The organism is Erwinia sp. MYb375 (assembly GCF_037479175.1).
Taxonomy (GTDB): Bacteria; Pseudomonadota; Gammaproteobacteria; order Enterobacterales; family Enterobacteriaceae; genus Erwinia; species Erwinia rhapontici.
Map to the genome: position 1 here is coordinate 84,413 of NZ_JBBGZS010000024.1, position 19,563 is coordinate 103,975.

Annotated in this window: 16 protein-coding genes and 1 pseudogene; 7 read left to right on the plus strand and 10 right to left on the minus strand. The window is 55.7% G+C overall.

The window, feature by feature from the left end:
* Positions 1-61: 61 nt before the first annotated feature.
* Positions 62-1,285 carry an MFS transporter gene (locus WH279_RS22230; RefSeq protein ID WP_234472269.1) on the plus strand — a complete coding sequence of 408 codons (1,224 nt, stop codon included), beginning with the start codon at positions 62-64 and terminating at the stop codon, positions 1,283-1,285.
* 109 nt (positions 1,286-1,394) lie between these two features.
* Here the strand turns inward: WH279_RS22230 and WH279_RS22235 are convergent, their stop codons facing one another.
* The 3 genes and pseudogenes from WH279_RS22235 to WH279_RS22245 form a co-directional block, all read right to left on the minus strand.
* Entirely contained in the window at positions 1,395-2,330 is a 936-nt protein-coding gene (locus WH279_RS22235) for a hypothetical protein (RefSeq protein WP_339458950.1), read from the minus strand.
* Positions 2,331-2,381: 51 nt separating this feature from the next.
* A pseudogene (gene fsa, locus WH279_RS22240) lies at positions 2,382-3,047 on the minus strand (fructose-6-phosphate aldolase).
* 258 nt (positions 3,048-3,305) lie between these two features.
* On the minus strand, positions 3,306-4,043 hold the full coding sequence (locus tag WH279_RS22245; protein WP_339458952.1) for a DeoR/GlpR family DNA-binding transcription regulator: 738 nt from the start codon (positions 4,041-4,043) through the stop codon (positions 3,306-3,308).
* A gap of 325 nt (positions 4,044-4,368) precedes the next feature.
* On the opposite strand from WH279_RS22245, the gene WH279_RS22250 reads away from it, so the two are divergent.
* Positions 4,369-5,172 (plus strand): Cof-type HAD-IIB family hydrolase, encoded by an 804-nt coding sequence (locus WH279_RS22250; RefSeq protein WP_339458954.1) that lies wholly within the window; start codon positions 4,369-4,371, stop codon positions 5,170-5,172.
* Positions 5,173-5,623: 451 nt separating this feature from the next.
* On the opposite strand, the gene hglS is transcribed toward WH279_RS22250, so the two are convergent.
* The gene (gene hglS / locus WH279_RS22255; RefSeq protein WP_339458957.1) at positions 5,624-6,958 is read right to left on the minus strand and encodes a 2-oxoadipate dioxygenase/decarboxylase HglS; all 1,335 of its coding nucleotides are present in this window, start codon (positions 6,956-6,958) and stop codon (positions 5,624-5,626) included.
* A gap of 483 nt (positions 6,959-7,441) precedes the next feature.
* Between hglS and WH279_RS22260 the strand changes: the two genes are divergently transcribed.
* From WH279_RS22260 to WH279_RS22270, 3 genes are all read left to right on the plus strand, one after another.
* Complete coding sequence (locus WH279_RS22260; protein ID WP_339458959.1) at positions 7,442-9,019, plus strand: carbohydrate porin; 1,578 nt, start codon at positions 7,442-7,444, stop codon at positions 9,017-9,019.
* A gap of 38 nt (positions 9,020-9,057) precedes the next feature.
* The gene (locus WH279_RS22265; protein WP_167864308.1) at positions 9,058-10,242 is read left to right on the plus strand and encodes an alpha/beta hydrolase-fold protein; all 1,185 of its coding nucleotides are present in this window, start codon (positions 9,058-9,060) and stop codon (positions 10,240-10,242) included.
* A gap of 103 nt (positions 10,243-10,345) precedes the next feature.
* Positions 10,346-10,762 (plus strand): nucleotide triphosphate diphosphatase NUDT15, encoded by a 417-nt coding sequence (locus WH279_RS22270; protein WP_339458964.1) that lies wholly within the window; start codon positions 10,346-10,348, stop codon positions 10,760-10,762.
* On the opposite strand, the gene WH279_RS22275 is transcribed toward WH279_RS22270, so the two are convergent.
* Positions 10,759-11,508: a 6-phosphogluconolactonase gene (locus tag WH279_RS22275; protein WP_339458966.1), complete on the minus strand. Its 750-nt coding sequence runs from the start codon at positions 11,506-11,508 to the stop codon at positions 10,759-10,761. The two genes, WH279_RS22270 and WH279_RS22275, sit on opposite strands and share 4 nt — an antisense overlap.
* Positions 11,509-11,693: 185 nt before the next feature.
* Between WH279_RS22275 and WH279_RS22280 the strand changes: the two genes are divergently transcribed.
* Positions 11,694-12,473, plus strand: a complete 780-nt coding sequence (locus WH279_RS22280) for a HalD/BesD family halogenase (protein WP_339458969.1) — start codon at positions 11,694-11,696, stop codon at positions 12,471-12,473.
* Between the two features lie 2 nt (positions 12,474-12,475).
* On the opposite strand, the gene WH279_RS22285 is transcribed toward WH279_RS22280, so the two are convergent.
* From WH279_RS22285 to treF, 3 genes are all read right to left on the minus strand, one after another.
* Positions 12,476-13,570: a DUF2817 domain-containing protein gene (locus WH279_RS22285; protein ID WP_339458971.1), complete on the minus strand. Its 1,095-nt coding sequence runs from the start codon at positions 13,568-13,570 to the stop codon at positions 12,476-12,478.
* A 3-nt stretch (positions 13,571-13,573) separates the two neighbouring features.
* The gene (locus WH279_RS22290) at positions 13,574-14,353 is read right to left on the minus strand and encodes an ABC transporter substrate-binding protein (RefSeq protein ID WP_133842602.1); all 780 of its coding nucleotides are present in this window, start codon (positions 14,351-14,353) and stop codon (positions 13,574-13,576) included.
* Between the two features lie 172 nt (positions 14,354-14,525).
* The gene (gene treF / locus WH279_RS22295; protein WP_325169036.1) at positions 14,526-16,160 is read right to left on the minus strand and encodes an alpha,alpha-trehalase TreF; all 1,635 of its coding nucleotides are present in this window, start codon (positions 16,158-16,160) and stop codon (positions 14,526-14,528) included.
* 748 nt (positions 16,161-16,908) lie between these two features.
* Between treF and WH279_RS22300 the strand changes: the two genes are divergently transcribed.
* Positions 16,909-17,535, plus strand: a complete 627-nt coding sequence (locus WH279_RS22300; RefSeq protein WP_133842604.1) for a LysE family translocator — start codon at positions 16,909-16,911, stop codon at positions 17,533-17,535.
* Positions 17,536-17,591: 56 nt separating this feature from the next.
* Here the strand turns inward: WH279_RS22300 and WH279_RS22305 are convergent, their stop codons facing one another.
* Positions 17,592-18,137 carry a LeuD/DmdB family oxidoreductase small subunit gene (locus WH279_RS22305; protein ID WP_339458976.1) on the minus strand — a complete coding sequence of 182 codons (546 nt, stop codon included), beginning with the start codon at positions 18,135-18,137 and terminating at the stop codon, positions 17,592-17,594.
* 2 nt (positions 18,138-18,139) lie between these two features.
* A complete protein-coding gene (locus WH279_RS22310) occupies positions 18,140-19,441 on the minus strand; it encodes a 3-isopropylmalate dehydratase large subunit (protein ID WP_339458978.1) in 1,302 nt (433 codons plus the stop codon).
* Between the last annotated feature and the right edge of the window lie 122 nt (positions 19,442-19,563).

The following is a 19,563-nucleotide window of genomic DNA, read 5'->3' on the forward strand; positions in this document are numbered from 1 at the left end:
CCCTCTAACGCAGCGGCGCATAATAATAGCGCCAACTTCACTGACACACAGGCTGTTCACCATGTCGACTCACACCGCTTCTTTACCGCAGCCGCTCTCCGGCCCCACCGTGCTGATGCTGGCCAGCGGCGCTGGCTTTAGCGTGGCATCCATCTACTACAGCCAGCCGATGCTGGAAATTTTATCGCGCCAGCTTCATGCCAGCGTCACCACCAGCGGCCTGGTGCCGACGTTGACGCAAATGGGTTATGCCCTCGGCATTCTGCTGCTGGCGCCACTGGGGGATCGCCACGATCGCCGCACCATTATCACCCTCAAAGGTGTGTTGCTGACACTTTCCCTGCTGCTCAGCGCGGCCGCTGGCAATATGATGGTGCTGCTGGCCGCCAGCCTGGCGATTGGCATTACCGCGACAATGGCACAGGACATCGTCCCTGCCTCGGCCAGCCTGTCACCGGAGGCACAGCGCGGTAAAACGGTGGGCACGGTGATGACCGGGCTGCTGCTGGGCATCCTGCTGTCCAGAGTGGTAAGCGGGCTGGTGGCGCAGTACTTCGGCTGGCGCGTCATGTTTGTGCTGGCCGCCGTACTGGTGCTGATGATCACCCTGGTACTGTGGCGTCGCCTGCCGCATATCGCCCCCAGTACCTCGCTGGGTTACCCGGCGCTGTTGGCATCGATGCGCCACCTGTGGATGCACCACGGTGAACTGCGCCGCGCCACGCTGGCACAGGGGTTACTCTCTGTCGGTTTCAGCGCGTTCTGGTCGACACTGGCGGTGATGCTGCACAGCCGTTATGGCCTGGGCAGCGCCACAGCGGGGGCGTTTGGCCTGGCGGGTGCCGCAGGCGCAATGGCGGCACCGCTGGCGGGAATGATGGCCGACCGCCGCGGCCCAGCGCTGGTTACGCAGTTCAGCACTGCCCTCGCCACGCTCTCTTTTGCTGCGCTGTTTTTACTGCCGCTGCTGCCGGTTCCCGCCCAGCTGGCGCTGATTGTTATCTCGGCTATCGGCTTTGATTTTGGCGTGCAGGCGACGCTGGTTTCCCATCAGACGCTGATCTTCGGGCTTGAACCCGCCGCCCGCAGCCGCCTGAATGCGCTGATGTTTACCGGGGTATTTATCGGTATGGCGGTCGGTTCGGCGCTGGGCAGTCTGTTGCTGGAAAAAGCGGGCTGGCCGGGCGTGGTCGCCCTGTTGACACTGGCCGGAGCGGGCAGTTTTATCGTGCGGATGAATGCCCGTCGCCTGGTGAAGTCTGCCCATAAAACAAGACAAGCATAAATCCGTCATGGCTGACCCTTTGTTCAGATCAGCCAGTATTGCTGACCTGAATCCTGGTACAAACCCTCAGCACGGGTCGATCGGAAAAAATGATCGACCCGTGCGGCTGTTACTCAGCGAGTTTTTTGTAGAAGTCATCCCACTGCTGACGATAGACATCAAGCTGCTTCAGCCCGCCCTCGATAGAAGATTGCGCCATCTTGTCAGGATTCGGCGTGTTGTTAATCACATCGGCAAAGGCACTGAACGCCGCCTCCATATTTTTACTGAGTGTCGTCGCCGCCATCATCGCCGCCAGTTCAAGCTGTGGTCGTGCGGTGCCGCTTTTCACCTGCTCAAGATAGTCCCGGGCATCCGCCTGCATCGCACGGGTGCCGTACTGGTTAGCCATATCCAGCGTCCCCTGTGCCGACAGGAGCGTTCGCTCTTCGCGGAAGGCAATTTTGTCATCAATCATCGCGTCAACAATATCGGTTGCCTGCTGTTGGTTATCGGGTGAGACATATTTCTCCACCAGCTTATGCAGTTTGGCCTGGGTTAACGTCAGGGCCATCGCCTCCGAGGTGTCTGAATTATCGTACTGATTGCGCCCCACCTGACCATCCGTTATCACCTGATGCAGCGCGGCGGCAAAGCTGTCCATGCTGGCCTGGGTATGGTCAGCGGTCATCTTCAGCAGTGGGCTGAAAGTGCGGGCATCCCAGTTGGTTTGCGGATCGTTAAACAACGCATACCCCAGGTTTATCGACGGGGTCTGGTTGGCTGATTTACTGGCCAGCAGGTCCTTGCTATTTTCCGCCTGCTGTTCCGCCGTGACAGGTTCAGCGATGACGGCCTGCGCCAGCCGCTCGCGCGCTTCCGGCGAGATCACCACCACGCTGGCGGGCAACGTTTTTCCGGTAATACTTTCGGTTTGGGAAGAGGTTGCTGCTTCCACTGCGGTTGTGGCGATGTACCCTCTTGCCACGCTGTCGGTCACTCCACTGATAACGCCCATAATGCCCTCTACGGTTTTTTCTTCGGTAGAGCAATTAATCGGCAACATGTAAGGATTCTTTACCCAATAACGTCAGAATCCTGACATTCAGCAGACAATTTATGACAGCGTCAGGCTACCGTAGGCCGATGACCAGTCGTGGTCAAAACGCTGCAGTGCGCTGTCCACCGCCGGGTCGAGCAGGAACAGTTACGCCACATCCGGATCGACGGTGATCGCCTGACACCCGGCGAGCATACAGTCCAGCACCTGGCGCGGCGTACGGAAACTGGCGGCCAGCACTTTGCTCTGTGGGCAGTGGAGGTCCAGCAGGGTTTGCAGCTCCCTGACCAGCGCAATGCCGTCGCCGCCCTGCGCATCAATGCGGTTAACATAGGGAGCAATGTAACTGGCCCCGGCCAGCGCCGCGTAAAAGCCCTGCCCGGCTCCGTATACTGCCGTGCCCAGCGTCGGGATATTCTGCTGCGTCAGTAATTTAATTGCGGTCAGGCCCTGGTGGGTTACTGGCACCTTAACCACCAGCGATGGCACGATTTCACGCAGCTGTAACGCCTCATCCACCATGGCGGATGCCTCATGCGCAATCACCTGAGCAAACAGCGTGCTGTCGGCAGGCAGAATCGCCTCCAGCTCCTGCAACACGCTGCTGAGGGGGCGCTTACTGCGCGCGACAATACTGGGATTGGTGGTCACACCCTTTATCGGCAGCACTGCTGCCAGGCGCTTTACCACTGCCACATCTGCCGTATCTAAATAGAATTCCATCACATCCTCCGGGAGACCACGCTGGTAAGTTTCATATGAAACTTTTTTGCTTTCGCAGTACGATAAATGAAATATTCCCGATGAAATTTGATCGCCGTCACGCTTATCAAGGCAGAAAAAAACATTAAAAAAAGCAAAACAAACCGTTTTAAAACATTATGTTAGATAATGATGGCTGTGACGGGTTGCGATTAGTGAAAGTGACCTTTCACCAGGCGGGAAATAACGTAACAAAGCAGCGCGAATATGAAAGCGGTATCAGGCCTTCAGCACCCTCACTCCCTGTTGAATCAGCGCGTTTTCAAAGCTCAGCAGCAGCCCGGCGTCAGTGATCACCGTGTCGATATCGCTGTGCTTCGCCACGTTATACGGGAACAACTTGCCGAACTTGCCCGACTCGGCAATCACGTAATTCTGCACCCGCTTCTCTATCGCCAGCCGGATGTTTTCAGCACGCATAATGTCACGCCCGGTAAAGCCGTAATCCGGGTTGTAGCCATCAATACCGATAAATACCTTGTTGAAATTGATGTTGTTGATACACAGGTGGGTCAGCGGCCCGACCAGACATTCGCTGCGCTTTTGCAGCACCCCGCCGATCAACACCACATCCTGATGGCAGTTTTTCAACTCGTTGGCCACGTAGACACAAGGGGTCACCACCGTGACATCCATGCCGGAGCGTCCAATCTCGCGGGCGAAATGTGCATTGCTGCTGCCAGCTTCAATAAACAGCGTGTCCCCTTCTGACAATAGTGCCAGCGCCCGCTTTGCCATGGCTTCTTTGGTGGAAAAGTTGCTGCTGACGCGCTCAGAGAGATCATTAAGTGACACCGCATAACCGTGAGCACGGCTGAGATAATGCAGGCTTTCCAGTTCGGCCAGGTCTTTGCGGATCGTCACGCCAGAGACACCGTTAATCTGCGCCAGCTCATTAATGCTGACCTTTCCCTTCTCTTCCACCCGATCGAGAATACGCCGGTGACGCTGTTTCATAGGGACCCTCTCCGTCTGCGGCCACTTTCATCAGTAACCCTTTCCTTTCATATTATGTAAGCAGCGCGTGGATCACAATCTGATGCCCGTCGAAAATCACTGCCTCTTTTCCGGGTAGTTTTTTCCCCTTACGGGCACTTTCATCGCTGCCAGCGTCCAGTAGCAGTATAAAACCCATCAGACAGGGGATAAATAAACCAATAACGGCTCAGAATCAGCAGACACACAAATAAAAGGGGAACGTACGGGAAAAAGCTGCCTCTTTTTACCTTCAGTCTTTCCAACGATGATGGGCAATATTTTTCTTTTTTACTCAGGGGACCCAATGATTAAAATGATTGCTGTGGATATGGACGGCACCTTCCTCGATGACAACAAAACCTACAACAAAGCGCGATTTTTAGCGCAGTATCAGCAACTGAAAAAGCAGAACATCAAGTTTGTGGTCGCCAGCGGCAACCAGTATTACCAGCTCATCAGCTTCTTCCCGGAAATACGGGATGAGATCGCCTTTGTCTCCGAAAACGGGGCCAATATTGTCGACTGTGGTAAGACGTTGTTCTGTGGCGAGTTAAGTGAAGCGCATCTGGAAAAAGTGCTGGCGGTGCTGGCCGGGCTGCCTTACGCCCATACCGTGGTCTGCGGGCCACGCAGCGCCTATATGCTCAACAGCGCCCCCGAATCTCTGGTAACACTGATGGCGCAGCACTATCACCGCCTGGAACTGCGTGATGATTTCAGCGCACTGGATGACACCATCTTCAAGTTCTCTCTCAATCTGGCCGATGAAAAAATCCCGGAACTGATGGCTCATATCGGCCATGCGCTCGATGGCATCGTCACACCGGTTTCCAGCGGCTTCGGGTTTGTTGACCTGATCATTCCGGGCATCCACAAAGCGCACGGACTGGCGCTGCTACAACGTCAGTGGCAGATTGCCGACAGTGAGGTCGTGGCGGTCGGTGACAGCGGTAACGATATTGAGATGGTGGCACACGCCGGTTATGGCTTTGCGATGGCGAATGCGCAACCCGCCGTGAAGCAGGTGGCGCGCTATCAGACTGACAGTAACAACCATGAAGGCGTGCTGAATGTGATTGAACGGGTGTTAAGCGGTCAGGTCGGTTAAACGCAGGGGGCGCCCCCTGAGAGATCCCAGAAAAATGACCAGGGCGTCATTGCGGGCAGCCGGTTAACCGGTTCCCGGAGGAAGGGCTGCTTGCTGCACCGGCATAAACACGTCCCTGTGGCCTGGCCGGCAGCCTGCTGCAATCAGCCCTTCCTCCTTCACCTGCTGGCATTTGCGTGGCTGTTTTTAAAACCCACAGCGGGAACGAATGTTTAGGGGATGGGGCCAGTTTGAGGTAAGCCGGACGTCACGCGGCAGGACGCCGCGTGCCGAGGCCCGCTTGGATGCATCTTTTGCCGATCCGGCGTGCTCAAACTGCCCCCAGCCCGTGTGCTGTGCATTCAGCCAGAAAACATTTGTGGGGATCCTTGATGGAAAGCCCCTTTTTCCGGTCGCCCCCTGCCGAATATTTCCACCACAGGGTGGGCTGACCGAAACAGAGGGTCAGGCCCTACAGGAACAGGCGATCGAGGGAATCCTGCTGCACTTGCTGATACAGCGTAAATTCATCGAGCACCTGAGCCCCCAGTGCCTGCTCAAACGCCGCCTGGCTCGGGTTACCGCTGCTGATACTGCTCGTGTCGTTCCCCAGGTTCGACTGAAAAATCCCGGCCGCACTGACCGGTAGAAAATCTTCGTAGATAATCGGTTCGGCAATGACCGCACCCCGGGCAATCTGGCTCTCCAGATCGTCACCCGGTAATGCGGCTATTTCCGGATGACGACGATAACGGTAAAAAGCCAGCTGCTGCTGACGCAACTGGTCAGCATCATCCGGGAAGGCAGTAAATACCGCGCTCAAATGACGCTGATGACTGTCGTTATCCCCGTGTTTTTCCACTGAGGCTTCACGCAGCAGGCGATCATACAGCTCGCGCCCCTTGCGCGTCAGCGCCACGCCGCGCTGCTCAATTTCCCCAAAACGGGCAGTATGCGTGCCCGCCGTCTGGTCGGTAAAATCAATCGCTTCATTGAGCGCTTTAAAACTGGTCTGCCGCAGCAGGATCGGACAATGCCGTGCAGGCGGGCCTTCGATGGTCTCTTTCGGCGTGATGCCATATTCCGGCATCAGCTGCTGTACAAGGTCGATATCCAGCGTGCGCGGCGTCAGATGGTTGATATGCGGCCCACGGAAACACACTACATCGGCGATCAGACGATGCTGTGCCAGCAACGTGTTATAGGTACGGAGGTCCACCGAAGCCTGATGATGCCAGCGAAAAGTTTCCAGCGCCTCCTGGACAAATTCGTCCGCCTGCGCATCGTCCAGACCGCCCTGCCGCTGCCATCGCGTCAGCAGTTCGCGTAGCCGCGGCGTGAAGATATCGCGCCGGGCCAGAATCTCACTCACCTGCTGGCGCAACGTCGGATCTTCAATCAACTCCAGCCGCAGCAGTGAGGTAAACACGCGAAAGGGATTGATTTGCAGTGCCTCTTCCGTCACCGGGCGAAACGCGGTGGAGTGCACCGGCACCCCGGCCGCCGTAAGATCGTAATACCCCACCGCCGACATCCCCATCACGGCAAACAGCTGCCGCAGAGTGGCCAGCTCCTGCGCCGTCCCCACGCGAATGGCACCGTGGCGTTCCACGCTCAGGCGATTCACTTCCTGGGGCCACTGATCTGCATTCAGCGCGCCGGGATCCTGCGCCAATGCCTGTTGATTCACCTCGCGCACCAGCTGCAACAGCGAGCCATATTGAGGAACTTCCTTTTGATACATCGCCGACATCGCTTTGGAAAAGCGGTCACGAATACGGTCTGCGCTGATAACTCTGTGACTCATTGCGGCTCTCCTGAGTGTGCTGTTCACCATCCCACAGGAAGGATAGCGATGGCTCCGGTGGCTAAGTGTTAGTTTCATCACAGATTGTAGACAGAGAATGAAAATGTCATTGCAGCCGCAGCCATAATTGAGACAAAATCTTCTTATTACGAAATATTTCATACCGTATTTCGTTAAAAAACACTCTGGATTGTTACTGTTTGCCCGCTAACGGGCTGGCAGGCAAAACCTGAAGGGTTTTTCTTCTTGCTGAAAAAGCGGAAAGAAAAGCTATTCAGGTTTTTTTTTGCCTTCAGAAAAGTTGGCAGCAAGAAAATATAAGAGGAATGGGATTCAGAAAAGAAAAAAAATAAAAGCAAATCGTTGATTTAAAGAGTGTTGCCTGCTTTCGCACCCACTCTCAATTTTATGCCCGTTAGCGGTACGACTGGCAGGGATTCCGCATGCCTTTTATTTATCATGCAACACCTGGGAAACTAAAAAATGAAAACACACTCATTAAAAATAATAGCCGTTCTTATGACTTCTGCACTGTTTCCAAACCATGTTCTTGCCGCTAAATTAACGCTGGAACAGCGTCTGGAATTACTGGAAAAAGAGTTACAGCGAACCCAAACGGAATTCAGCGAATATAAAGCACAGCATGAACAACCCGCTATGGCTAAACGTGCGGCGCCCGCCAGCACGCCGAATGCCGCCCCTGTCGCGGTTAGCGCCAGCTCTACGGTTGACGTTGCCAGCACTTCTGCCGGTGGCGAAAGCAGCCAGCCGGTCACCCTGAAAGACATCAGCCAGTATGTGAAAGACGATATCGGCTTCACCTACTCCGGCTACCTGCGTAGCGGCTGGGCAACCGGCAACAACGGCTCCCCGCAGTCCTATGCTATCGGCTCCGTCGGGCGCTTTGGTAATGAACACAGCGGCTGGTTCGACTTACTGCTGAAACAGCGCGTGTATAACCAGAATGGAAAAACCGCCGAAGCCATTGTCAAACTGGATGGTAACGTCAGCCAGCAGTATGGTTCCGGCTGGTTTGGCGATAACACCGGCAATGAAAACCTGCTGCAGTTCTCCGATATCTACCTGACCACCAAAGGTTTCCTGCCGTTTGCGCCCGAAGCTGACTTCTGGGTGGGTAAACATACCCTGCCGGTCTATGAAATCCAGATGCTCGACTGGAAAAGCGTGCGCACCGACGTCGGCGGCGGCGTGGGTATTGAAAACCTGGCGGCCGGACCGGGCAAGGTTGATCTGTCACTGACCCGTGAAGATATCGACGTTTATTCGCGCGATCTCGACAATAAGACGCAAATGAATACCAACTCTGTCGAGGTTCGCTACAAAGATCTGCCACTGTGGGATAGCGCAACGCTGACCATGATGGGTAAATATTCGATGGCGAATAAAACCGACGAGCAGAAAAATAATGAAGACAGCAACAGCTTCTATACACTGAAAGACGCATGGCTGGCCACCGCCATCGTGCGCCAGCAACTCTACAACAAAGGCTTTAACGACTTCAGCCTGCAGGCCGGTAACAACTCCTTCGCCAGCAGCTTTGCCAATTACAATGGTGCCAGCTCCAATGTCAGCTACAACGGCTACTATTATGGCGACCACACTAACGGCACCGCGTTCCGCGCCATCTCCCAGGGTGAAATGTACCTGAGCGATAAGATCATTATGGCGAATGCGCTGGTCTACTCACGCGGTAACGATGTCTACAGCTACGAGAGTGGTTCACACAGCGATTTCGAAAGCCTGCGTACCGTGGTACGCCCGGCCTGGATCTGGGACAGCTACAATCAGACCGGTGTGGAGCTGGGCTGGTTCACCCAGACCAACAAAACGCAGTCGGGTGAGAGCCTGAAAGAATCTGGCTACAAAACGACGCTGTATCATGCGCTTAAAGTCGATACCAGCATCCTGAACTCACGCCCGGAGATCCGTTTCTACGGTACGTATCTGCATGTACTGGATAATGAGCTGTCAAATTACAGCTTCCAGGACAGCAAAAACGATCAGTTCACGCTGGGCGTTCAGGCGGAAGTCTGGTGGTAATCTACCCCTGATTTTCTTAACCGATAAGGAAGTAACTGATGAAGAAGTCTGCTGTTGCACTGCTGCTCTCAGGCCTGGTACTGGGCGCATCGCTCCCGGCGTTTTCCGCGACGCTGCCCGCTGATTTCCCTGTATTCCCGCCGCAGGACCGGGCGGTGAATCAGTACGTGACCCAGGTGAATGCTGACCACAGCATCACCTTCCGGTTGTTCGCACCGCAGGCGCAAAAAGTCTCGGTGTTTACCGGGGCCACGCCGGATAGCTATGTCTCGCATCCGATGGTGAAGGACGCCAGCGGGATCTGGAGTTTCCGCTCAGCGGTGCAGGCACCGAATCTGTATGAGTACTTCTTCAGTGTTGATGGTTTCCGCAGTATCGATACCGGTACGGCGTATGCCAAACCTCAGCGCCAGGTGAACACCAGCCTGATCCTGGTGCCGGGCAGCATTCTTGATGTGCGCAATGTGCCTCATGGTGAACTGCGTACGCTGACTTATCACTCACCCCAGTTGAAGCGCGAGCGTCAGGTCGCAGTCTGGACACCGCCGGGTTACGACGGAAAAGGCGCCCCGCTACCGGTGCTCTATTTCTATCACGGCTTTGGTGACAGTCTGCGCTCGGCCATCGATCAGGGCCGCGTGCCAGAAATGATGGATAACCTGCTGGCAGAGGGAAAAATCAAACCGATGCTGGTGGTGATCCCGGATACCGAAACCGATACCGCCACCACCACGCCGGAAGCGTACGTGCCGCAGGAGCGCCGTAAGCTGTTCTACCCGCTGAATGCGGCAGCGGCTGACCGTGAACTGATCCACGATATTATCCCGCTGATAAACCAGCGCTTTAATGTCCGTCATGATGCGAACGGACGCGCACTGGCGGGCCTGTCGCAGGGAGGATATCAGGCGCTGGTGTCGGGTCTCAGTCATCTGGACAGTTTCAGTGCGCTGGCGACTCTCAGCGGTGTGAGCACCACCACTGTTCCGAATGACAAGGTGGCGGCACAGCTGGAAAAACCGGATCAGATTAACCGTCAGTTGAAAAACTTTACCGTTGTGGTTGGCGAGAATGACACCATTACCGGTAAAGATATCGCCGGGCTAAAGCAGACGTTGGAAGAGAAAGGCGTGAAGTTCGATTATCACGCCTGGCCGAAGCTGGGGCACGAAATGGATGTCTGGCGACCGGCCTATGCGGAGTTTGTCCAGAAACTGTTCCGTTAACCGGCGACCGTGTTTCTTTTCACAAACAGGGAGTGTTGCTTTATATTGCGCTTTCCGACGGGTCACACCAGGGTGGCCCGCCTGAATGACTGAGGGGAGAAGCATGTCACCACCACGTATTGGCGTCGGAGCCTTAATTTTCCGTGATGGCCGGGTGTTACTGGGAAAACGTAAAGGCAGCCACGGCGCAGGCGACTGGTCTGCACCCGGTGGGCACCTTGAATTTGGGGAAACACCGCAGCAGTGTGCGGAACGTGAAGCGCTGGAGGAGTGTGGATTAGTTATTGGTGACTGTGTCGCCGGGCCGTTTACCAACGATTTTTTTCCGGCCGAACAGAAGCACTATGTCACGCTGTTTATGCTGGCTTACCACGCCACTGGCACACCGGAATGTCGCGAACCGGACAAATGTGAAGGCTGGCAGTGGTGCGATCCGGCAGCACTGCCGCAGCCGTTGTTCGCCCCACTAAGTTCATTACTGAAACAGGTTGATCTGGTCGCCCTCAGCCGCGGGAATTAACGTTCCATTCGTTCAGCCAGCCAGTCCGCATCCAGCAGGCGTGCGGCGGCCGCGTCGAGATAGAGCGTGCAGTTGGCATGGCGCTGCAATACAGAAGCAGGCAGCGCTTCCAGAGGGGGCTCCATCAGCATTCGCCGGACTATCTCGGCTTTATTTTCACCGTTGATCAGTACCCTGATATGCCGGGCCTGCATAATGGTTTGAATGCCAAAGCTCAGGTAGCTGTCGGGAACATTTTCCTCCGATCCCACTTCCTGCACTAAAGCCGCCATCAGCACACCGTGGCAGCGGTCGACCTCAATTTCACGCGTCAGCGTGTCAAAAGGCGTGCCCGGCAGGTTCGCGGCAATATGCCCGTCCTGACCCACGCCCAGCAGCAGCAGATCCAGCCCGCCGTCAGCGGCAATCGCGGCATCCTGCTGCGCAACGTTGGCCAGGGTTAACGGATGGATGCGTTGTGGCGGGATGCCCGCCGGGGTCAGCAGATGACGGTCAATATGCTGATAAATCACCCCTGGCTGCTGCTCATGACCGCGCAGCGGAACGTCATCCTGCAAATAATAATGCACCTGCTGTCCGGCGTTTTCCGCCTGTAGCCGTGCTACCAGATGCTGATACAGCCGCAGCGGCGATGAACCGCCTGTCGGGGCGAAATTACAACGTTCTCCCTGATTCAGCTCAGTAAAAATATCTGCCGCGGCCTGCTGGCTGAGGGCTTCCTGATCGTCGAATAACCGTATTCTCATTTTTTCATTCCCTTGTTATGAACTGGATGACAATAAGATGAATGCTTCTGATAACCACTGCAACAATAATAACTAAAGGGATAATTCTCTTGTGTTTTTATCGCTAAAAAGTCCGAGAAATCAGTAGTACAGCGCGCAACGGCATCGTACAGTGAATAACCTGCTTTTCTGCCAACGAGACCCTGATGAATCCTCTTGCTCCCCTGCTTAACCTGAGTGCTCACCCGATTACCGATGCCGGTTACACAGCAACATGCCAGCAGCAGCTGGCTGCCAGCGGCGCGCTGGTGCTGCGTGGTTTTTTAACCCCTGCCGCGCTGGCCGCGATCAAGCAGGAAGGGGAGGATAACCAGCATCTGGCGTTTTATGCCAGCAGCCAGCATAACGTCTATTTGCAGAAACCGGACGATGCCTTTGCCGCCGATCACCCGCGTAACCGCCAGGTCGTTTCCTCGAAAGGCTGTATTACCGATGAAGAGATCCCGGCGGCCTCTGCACTGCGCACCTTGTACGACTCGGACGCGTTCAAGGCGTTTCTTTGCGGCGTGCTGCAAGAGCAACAGTTGTTCCCCTATGCCGACAGCCTGTCGTCGATTAATCTTCACTATGCGCATGCCGGGCAGGAACTGGGCTGGCACTTTGACAACTCCTCCTTCGCTATCACACTGCTGATTCAGAAACCTGAAGCGGGCGGCGTATTTGAATACGTCAGCCATCTGCGTAATGCGGAAGCCGGGGAGATGAACTACAGCGGTGTGGGTGCCGTGCTGGACGGTGAGCATCCGGTAGAGAAACTGGCCATTGAACCGGGGGATCTGGTGCTGTTCAGGGGGCGGAATGCCCTGCACCGCGTCACGCCAACGGAAGGAGAGACGACACGTATGCTGGTCGTGCTGGCGTACAATGCCCAGCCGGATGTGTCGCTGTCAGAAAGCGCCCGCATGACCTTCTACGGGCGCCTGTGATCTCACTGCTGTAATGCTTCCCAACCGCGCTGGAAAATCTGTCGGGTGCGCAGTGCAACCAGCGCGCGCCAGTCCGGATCGGCCGGGTAAAACCCTTCAAAAAGCTGCTGTTTCACCTGTCTTCCCTGCTCGCTGTCCAGGTCACCGTACAGATGCAGCCAGTGGTCATCGCGCACGCGACGGTGCATATCACGACCGTCGTAAGTTCCGCATTCCACCACCAACTGAAGCAGTTCAGTCTCCGGCAGCTGATCCAGCATAAACTGTGACAAATAACCGGTGGCTGTGGCGGTCACGCCGGTGTCACTCTCCCCACTGGCCCCGGTGATGATCACCGTCAGCCACTCGCCAAACAGACGTTTCGCTTCATCAAGCGCCGGGTAAGGGCGCTGTGCAATCGCCAGCAGCATGGGATGGCCGTAAGCCCCGGCCCCGGTATGCAGATCGAAACTGATAATACGCCGTGCCATTTGCAGATGATTGGCAATAATCTGCTGCAGGATCTGCTGAGACCAGCTGGCCTCGCTGCCGCCGTAAAAGATGCCGTCCGCAAACTGATACTGCCCGGCTTCCACAATACGTTTTACGCCACCCCAGCCGATCTCCGCGCACTTCAGTGCCATCTGCACATCGGCTGCCGCACGCTCTGGGCCGTCCAGGTCACGGCAGGTATAAATACTGTGCAGCGCCGGGTACGCCGGATTAGGCGGTACCGCTCCCGAGAAGTCGATAAAGTTACGGTTCAGGTCGGCGTTGTCTTCATTCACCCGCCGCAGCCAGGCGGTACCCCACGGATTGATCAGATGCACCAGCACCAGCGCCACATCCTGCGGCAGGGTGCTGCCATCCAGCGCTTCCAGCCAGGCGATCTGGCTGTCGGAGCCGTAATACCCTTCCACACCATGGGTGCCGGAAACCACCAGCATTACCTGCGGGGCATCCGCGCGGCCAATCACCGCCACATCGGTCGACAGCGGCTCGCCCTGGGGGCCGCTCAGCGGGTGTGGGTAGCAGGTAACAGCGCCTCCCAGCGCCCCCACTGCCGCCAGAAAGCGTGCACGTTGCTGGCGAAAGTCAGGCAGTGTCGTTAACGTCATCGCTTACTCCGGGCGGTGATAAACATCGAAGCTGAAATACTGCTTCGCCAGACGATCGTAGGTGCCATTTTTGTGCAGTTCAGCCATCGCTTCATTAATTTTGGCGATGCGCGCACCATCATCTTTACGCAAGCCGATCCCAACACCTTCACCGAAGTATTTTGGGTCATACAGCGGTTTCCCGGCGATATGATACTCCGCACCCTGCGGCGTTTTCAGGAAGCCGGACTCAGCCGCTGCCGCACTGGTGAAAGTGGCATCAAGACGCCCTGACGCCAGGTCCGGATAAATTTCCGACTGGTTTGGATAGCTCACCACCTGAACCCCCTGGCTGCCCCAGACGCTTTTCGCAAAGCCTTCCTGAGTGGTGCCCTGCGCCACGCCAACGGTCTTGCCTTTCAGCGATGCCAGTTCCGGCATCAGCTTGCTGTCTTTACGTGTCAGCAACGCGCTCGGGGTGTTATAGAGCATGTCGGTGAACGCCACCTGCTCACGGCGTTTTTCGGTCATCGCCATGGCTGACAGGATGGCATCAAACTTACGGGCCTGTAATGCCGGAATAATGCCGTCATAACCGGTCTGTACCCAGACACATTTCACTTTCATCTGCTGGCAGATGGCGTTACCCATATCAATATCAAATCCCTGCAACGATCCGTCAGCAGCCTTGGATTCAAACGGCGGGAACGTCGGGTCAACGCCAAAACGCAGCTCTTCTGCGGCCAGGGCAGAAGCACTAAACCCCGCCAGCAAAGCCAGCGCGGTCAGGGTCAGTTTTTTCATCTCAGGATCTCCGGGATTATCATGCGGGTTATCCCCAAGTAATAGCATGATTTTTCATGGAGAAATAAGGCTTTTGTCTTATGGCAGGCGGGGGTTAATAAGCCAGTTTTATAATACGAGGTGTTGTCGGGTGGACGTCGATGAGGGTGGCCGGGCGGCCACCCTCTTATCTTCAGCTGCGTGGATACAACTCAAGCAGACGGCGCGTCACACCGTTAGTCCAGCCGAAGCCGTCCTGCAACGGGTATTCACCACCGCCACCGAGCAGCGCGGCATCACCGCTGATGTTGTATTTCTCCACCAGCTTATGATGCTGCTGCCAGGTGGTATCGACGGTCGTCAGCCAGCGGGTGGCAATCTCCTTCGCCAGCTCTTCTTCACCATAACTGCTGAAGCCTTTTACCGCCAGCCACTGCATGGGTGCCCAGCCGTTCGGGCTGTCCCACTGCTCGCCGGTCACTTCCATACTGCACAGCATACCGCCCGGTGCCAGCAGGTAGTCACGCACCGCTTTCGCCGTACGCGTGGCCTGCTCATAGCTCGACATTCCCACATACACCGGGGTGACCGCCGCGGCGGAGAACGCGGCTTTCTCCCCTTCACGCCAGTTGTAGTCCCGGTACAGGCCGGTTTCTTCTTCCCACAGATACTTATCAACGACTTCACGGCGACGCAGTGCCAGCTGCTGGTAGCGGTCTGCGGTCTCCTGCTCGCCTTTGCTGGCCGATAATCGGGCGATGGTGGTTTCCAGCTTGTAGAGGAACGCATTCAGGTCGATCGGCACAATGCTGGTGGTCTGGATGCTTTCCAGACGGCCTGGTTCAGCCAGCCAGCGTGAAGTAAAGTCCCAGCCAGATGCCGCACCGGCACGCAGGTCACGGTACACCTCGCTGGACGGGCGTGATGACTGGCGTGCCGTTTCCACATCTTCCAGCCAGGATTCGTCACGCGGCGTATCACGGTCATCCCAGTAACGGTTCAGCACCGAACCATCGGGCAGCATCACCACGTGGCGATACGCCTGATTCGGGGAGAGATCGTCCTGGCCATCCATCCAGAACGCATACTCGCTTTTCAACTGCGGCAGGTAATGCTGTGCTTCATGGATATCATTCTTTTCGAACAACTCCACCATCATGGCAAACACCGGCGGCTGCGAACGGCTGAGGTAATAAGTCCGGTTACCGTTAGGAATATGGCCGTATTTATCAATCATCCACGCAAAGTTGTCGGCCATGTTATGCATTAGATCGCCACGCCCGGCAGCGGCAAAGCCCAGCATGCTGAAATAGGAATCCCAATAGTAGGTTTCACCAAATCGCCCACCCGGCACCACATAGGGTTTCGGCAACGGCAGCAGCGATGAAAACTCGCAATGCTTTTCCGGCTGGCGGGTTAATACCGGCCACAGCGCATCAATATGTTGTTCGATGCTGTTTTCCGGGTCGGAAACATAGCGGCTGTCATGGACACGTGGCAGCTCAAAATGTTCCAGCACGAATTCCAGCAGGTTAAAATCATCCCGCTCACGTGCCATATAATAACGAAAGAGAATACGTTCCGGTTCAAACCTTGGCGCACAGTCAGCAAAGGTTTTACTGTCGGAAAAAATACGCGACATCTGCACCACTTCGAACAGCTCCTGATAGCGGTCTGAAGGGGTGAGAATATCGGACGCGGGTAGCCCACGGATCGGCTCCGGCTGAGGCTCGACCGCGGAATCAGGCCCAGCCTCATAATCATCGTACCAGGCTTCATATTCAGTAGGGTTATTGTCAATCATCGCTTCATTTTGGTTGAAAGTGATAAGAACCTCCTGATGCCTAAATATTATGGCAAAGTCGCTGGTGGATTAAGAGACTTATTATAGTACCGTAGTCTCAGCACGCAACCCGATGTTTCCATTACTCTTAATGAAGAAATATTTCAAAAAATAAACAGAAAGAAAAATAAGCCAAATTCATTGACAATAAAAATGAAAATTGCCGTTTCCCCTTCATTTTTTACTGCCTGTTTATTTTTTAAAAATAGTGTTCATTAATCGCGAAATTACAGCAGCTTAACGACGCTGGTGGCAAAAAAAAAGCAAAAACGATTTCTCTGGCGTTTTTAACGGTATTCTTCAACGCTTACAGAAGATTAGCGTATTTTTCCGCTTACCCATGATGTGTGGCTGTGCCTGTTGGGCCCGCGCTGCAATGTTACGGGCTTGTAAAAGTGGAGTATGGGGGCATTTTTTGTCTAATTCAGACAATACCCAGAGAGAGCCCTGATGGAAAATGCTTTATCCACGGTGGCTGCACCCGCTCGCATGCAGTGGATAGATCGGCTGGAGGCCGTTGCGGTGTTTATCCCACTCAACGTCCGCTTGCGCCTGAAACCCGGGGTTCGGGGAGCTTGTACTGAAACGCTGACAGGCCTCTTCACAGGAATATTTCCCGACTGTGATTTACTTCTCATTGCCGGGAAAATAAACTATTGCACCTTCGTAATTTGACGAAAAGAACAGACCCGGCGCCCTCAGGCTGAGGGTGATAACCAGAAAGGATTATTTGATGACGCTTCAACTCTGGCTGGCTTATACAGGTGTGATTGCCGCACTGATTGCCATTCCCGGCCCTTCGGCCCTGATCAGTATGACCCACGGCCTGCGCTACGGCCGTAAACAGGCACTGGCAACGGTGACGGGCGGCGTGCTGGCCGCCATGATGCTGATGACCGCCTCTGCGCTGGGGCTGGGTGCCATCCTGGCGGCGTCTACCACCGCCTTTACCGTGCTGAAAGTGGTCGGTGCCGCGTATCTGATCTGGCTGGGCATTGCGGCCTGGCGTGATAACAGCGAGCCTGCTGCGGTGAATGCCGTGGAGCTGGAAGAGGCACCGGGTGCATTACGCCTGTTCCGCAAAGGCTTTATGGTCGGTATCAGTAACCCGAAAGATCTGCTGTTCTTCGCGGCACTGTTCCCGAACTTTGTTGATGCCAGCCAGCCACATGCTGCGCAGTTTGCCACGCTGGCCATCACCTGGGCGGTGCTGGATCTCAGCATTATGTTCAGCTATGCCTGCGCCGGACGACGCCTGTCAGGGGTGTTCTCCAACGCACGTCGTCTGCGCATCCTCAACCGTTCTACCGGCAGCCTGTTTGTCTTTGCCGGTGGCGCGCTGGCGATTTCAGCGAAATAATCCTGCCAGCTCCCGGGTGAAGCCGCTGTGCAGGCTTCGCCCGTTGCTCTGCTCCGTTACCCTGTACGAATGCGCCCACTAGCGCGCGCATAGGCAAACAACCCGCCCGCATCAATGATATTCGCCAGCTCCCCCACCGGATCAATCTCCAGCTGTTCGCCCGTCGCCAGCACGGTCACCGTCTGACTGCGGGTATCAATACTCACCCGGTCGCCAGTTTGCAACTGCTGATACAACGCTGCGGTGGTCGCCACGGGCAGCAGCTCCCCGGTCGCAACACAGTTGCGGAAAAAGATGCGCGCATAAGACCGGGCAATGACTGCCTGCACTCCGGCGGCACCCAGCGCCATCACGGCATGCTCACGCGAGGAACCACAGCCAAAATTTTTCCCCGCCACAATAATCGGATAAGCCGAGCGCCCACTCTGCACATCGATAAACGGTAGTGCGCCTTCCAGCAGACCGCACATCGCCAGTGAGGCCAGCTGGGCATAGCCCTCCGGCGTCGAAGGATTCACTTTGAGATACTCGGCGGTCAGAATCTGGTCGGTATCAATATTGTCACCCAGCACGTATACCGCGCCGCTTATGATCGATTCCATGCTTAAACTCCGAATTCAACAGGGTTGGTGATCATGCCGGTCACCGCCGCCGCCGCCACGGCATAAGGGGAGGCCAGATAGATAGTGGCGCGCTTGTGCCCCATGCGGCCAACAAAGTTACGGTTGGTGGTGGAGATCACTGAAATCGGCTGATGCACGCGACCAAAGGTATCGGCCGGGCCGCCGCAACAGGCCGCGCAGCCCGCTTCTGACGACAGCTGCACGCCGGCATCGGTGAGGATCTGATACACCGACTGCCCTGCAATTTGCGTGGTGATCAGGCGATGAAACACCTCTTTAGTGGCCGGAACGGCAAAGGTCGGGATCGACACTTTACGCCCCTTCATCACCTGTGCAGCAGCGACAAAGTCCGCCAGCTTGCCGCCCGTACAGGAGCCAATATAAGCCTGGGATATTGCGACATTTTTCAGCGTATCAATCGACACCACGTTATCCGGTGAGTGCGGTTTTGCCACCAGCGGCTGCATGGACGTCACATCGAACTCGACCACCCGGCTATAGTCCGCATCCGCATCGGCCGTCACCACACTAAAGGGGATATCGGTGCGTTCCGCCAGATAAGCGAGCGTCGCTGCGTTCGGCACCATAATGCCGTTCTTTCCACCGCACTCCACCACCATATTGCACATCGTCATACGCTCTTCCACCGACAGGGCATCAATGACACTGCCGCCGAACTCAATCGCTTCATAGGTTGCCCCTTCCACCGTCAGCTCAGCCAGCAGCGCCAGGATCAGGTCTTTTGCCTGCACATGCGCCGGCAGCGTGCCGTGATAGTTAACCCGGATGGTGGTGGGCACTTTCAGTGGGATTTCGCCGGTCCCCAGCGCATAGGCCGCATCGGTGATCCCCAGCCCGACAGCAAAACAGCCAAAAGCCCCGGCGGTGACCGTATGGGAATCGGTGCCGAGTAACACCTCGCCGGGCCGGGTATGCCCGCCTTCGGCCAGGCCAATATGGCAAACGCCCTTATACTGTGGCGTACCAACATCGTAGAAGTATTTAATCTTCTGCTCGTGAGCGAACTCGCGCATCACACGAATATTGTGATTAGCCTGCGGGTCAGCCGAATAAACGAAATGATCCGGGATCAGAATAAAACGATCGGTATCCCATATTTTCGCCTGCTCACCAAACTCTTTTTTAAATACGCTGGCGACACCCGGCGTGCAGGGATCGTGCGACATTAATATATCCACTTTCGCCCAGACTATTTCTCCAGGCGTAACGGTTTCCCGCCCGCTGGCACGAGCGAGTATTTTCTGACTGATTGTCTGCCCCATGCTATTTATCTCTGCGTGATATTTCGGCCATTGAAAATAAATAAATTTTAATCACCTTACCGTTTTTCTCTGCGCGGTAAACGGGGAATATGCTAATATCCTCTATTGTTTCCGCCTCAGAA